The 2,598-nt window shown below is 72.0% G+C and carries 3 protein-coding genes; 2 read left to right on the forward strand and 1 reads right to left on the reverse strand.

From position 1 onward, the window contains the following. The coding region (locus tag AE652_RS48785; protein ID WP_234348706.1) for a hypothetical protein at window positions 1–210 on the forward strand (210 nt) is incomplete at its 5' end. A 135-nt stretch (window positions 211–345) separates the two neighbouring features. Here AE652_RS48785 and AE652_RS39285 read toward each other — a convergent pair. After that, window positions 346–1,350 carry a stage II sporulation protein M gene (locus tag AE652_RS39285; RefSeq protein WP_049660346.1) on the reverse strand — a complete coding sequence of 335 codons (1,005 nt, stop codon included), beginning with the start codon at window positions 1,348–1,350 and terminating at the stop codon, window positions 346–348. 320 nt (window positions 1,351–1,670) lie between these two features. Here AE652_RS39285 and AE652_RS39290 point away from each other — a divergent pair. Then, the coding region (locus AE652_RS39290; protein ID WP_049660347.1) for an RDD family protein at window positions 1,671–2,598 on the forward strand (928 nt) is incomplete at its 3' end.

Consider the following 2,598-nt stretch of genomic DNA (forward strand, 5'->3'; position numbering starts at 1 on the left):
GGGCTTCGTTCTTTCGTGTTTCCAGCTTACCAGACGTTTTCCGCTCCGTTTACCGGCGCTTCATTCATCCGATTCCCACTGGGGGGATTTCCTGCGAACTTCGTTCCGAAGCCTATCAAGGCTTTCGGAGTGATCCGTCCGTGGGATTTTGCTTCGTCAGAGGACGCGTATTCCGTGGAACACGCTCGCCTCGATTCGGCGGTGTCGTAGACACTAACGCCCGGGATCGACCGTTGTCCAGTCAGTCCCAACCGTTCAAACCTACTAGCCCACCCTCACCACGTCAATGGTTTTGGCCGGACGAGTAGAAGACTAGCAGGTCAGAGACCTGTCGATCACATCGGCTCAGGCCGCGACGGGCTGGAGGTCCGCCCGGTCGGCCGCGTCCAGATCGCCGAACTCCCCGTCCCCGGCGGCCCGCCGGCCCAGCACCAGGGCATAGAGGAGGAAGGCCGCCTCGGCCAGCACACCGATGGAGATGCGGGCCCAGGTCGGCAGGCCGGACGGGGTCACGAAGGCTTCGAGGACGCCGGAGACCGCCAGGACCGTCGCCAGGCCGATCGACATGCCGATGATCGCGCGGCCCTGTTCCGCCAGGGCCACCGAGCGGGTGCGCGGGCCGGGGTCGATGACGGTCCAGCCGAGGCGCAGCCCGAGGCCGCCGGCCACGAAGACCGCGGTCAGCTCCAGCAGGCCGTGCGGGATGAGCAGGCCGAGGAAGACGTCGAGGCGACCGGCGGAGGCCATCAGCCCGACGCCGATGCCGAGGTTGAGCACGTTGGTCCACATCACGTAGAGCACCGGAATGCCCAACGCGATCCCGAACAGCAGGCACTGCACGGCGATCCAGGCGTTGTTCGTCCAGACCTGTGCCGCGAAGGAGCTGGCCGGCCGGTCCGAGTAGTACGTCTCGTACTGGCCGCCGGGGCGGGTCAGCTCCTGGAGGTGTTCGGGCGCGACCAGGCTGTTGCGGACCTCGGGGTGGGTGGCCATCCACCAGGCGAGCAGTGCGGTGGCGACCATCGAGACCACCGCCACCGGCACCCACCAGCGGCGCGAGCGGTAGAGCGCGGCCGGGAAGCTCACCGTGTAGTAGCGGGCGACGTCCTGCCAGCCGTTGGTCCGGGCGCCGGTGACCGCGCTGCGGGCGCGGGAGACCAGGCCGGTCAGCCGGCTCACCAGGGCCGGGTCCGGCGCGGCGGCCTGGACCTTGGCGAGGTGTCCGGTGGCGCGCTGGTAGAGCGTGACCAGCTCGTCGGCCTCCTCCCCGCCGAGCCGGCGCCGGCGGGCGAGGGCGTCCAGTCGGGCCCACTCCCCCTGGTGGGTGGCGACGAAGACGTCCAGGTCCATTTCGGCGGCTCCATAGATCGGCGGCGGGCGCGGACGTGCGTGCGCGGGCGGGTCCGCGGGCGGGCGGGTCCGGGCTGGCGGGTCCGGGCGGACACGCGCGGCCCAGCATGCCAGCAGCGGCCGCCGCCCCGGCCGTCGGGATCTCACTTCCCGTGCGCCCACCGGGCCCCGTATGTTTGCGGCTGCGGATCAGACTGCGGAGAGCGCGTCACGGGGAGCCGGTCCGGGGTGGTTCCCTCCCCCGGCACCGCCGCCCTCCCAGGCGCCGGATCCCCATGGGCGAGCCGTACCGGCTCCAAGAACGTGAACGGACAGGTGTCTTGAGCGACCTGGTGACGGGTGAGGCGGTCGTCCTCGGCCTGCAGACGGCGAAGCTTCCGAGCAGGGCCCTGGCGATCGTGATCGACCTGCTGGTGGAGTTCGCCGCCCTGCTGGTGTTCACGCTGCTGCTGAGCCTCGCGCTGATCGGGCTCGACGGCGCGGCCCTGGCCGCCACGATGATCGGCCTGATGGTGTTCTTCCTGGTCGCCGTGCCCGTGATGGTCGAGACCCTCACCCGTGGCCGCTCGCTCGGCAAGGCCGCGCTCGGCCTGCGGGTGGTGCGCACCGACGGCGGGCCGGTGCGCTTCCGGCACTCGCTGGTGCGCGGGCTGGTCGGCTTCTTCGAGATGATCGTGCTGACCGGCGCCCCGGCCGTGATCACCTCGGCGGTGCACTCGGACGGCAAGCGGCTCGGCGACATCTTCGCCGGGACGGTGGTCGTCCGCGAGCGCACCCCGGGTGCGGGCGGCTCCGCCACCCCGCTGCCGCCGGTGCACCCGCACCTGCTCCAGTCGATGGGCCACGAGCTGGTCGCGATGGACCTGTCCGCGGTACCGGAGCCGCTCTGGCTGGCCGTCCGCCAACTGCTCGGCCGGACGAGCCAGTTGGACCCGGCGGTGATGCACCGGATGTCCACCCGGCTGGCCGAGGACCTGTCCGCCCTGATCGGCCACCCGATCGCACCGGGGCTGCACCCGGCGGCGTACCTGGGCGCGGTGCTCACCGAGCGCCAGCGGCGGGAGTGGACCCGGGCCCAGCAGCAGCTGTGGGCGGCCGGGCCGATACCCGGCCGACCGATACCCGCCCAGGCGCCCGCCCAGGTACCCGCTCCCCGCCCGGCCTCCGGTCCGCTCCCCGCGCCGGCTCCGACCGGCCCGGCCGACGGACGGCCCGTCCGGGTCCTCGGCCTGCCGACCCAGCAGCCCG

The organism is Kitasatospora sp. MY 5-36 (genome assembly GCF_001182915.1).
Lineage (GTDB): Bacteria > Actinomycetota > Actinomycetes > Streptomycetales > Streptomycetaceae > Kitasatospora.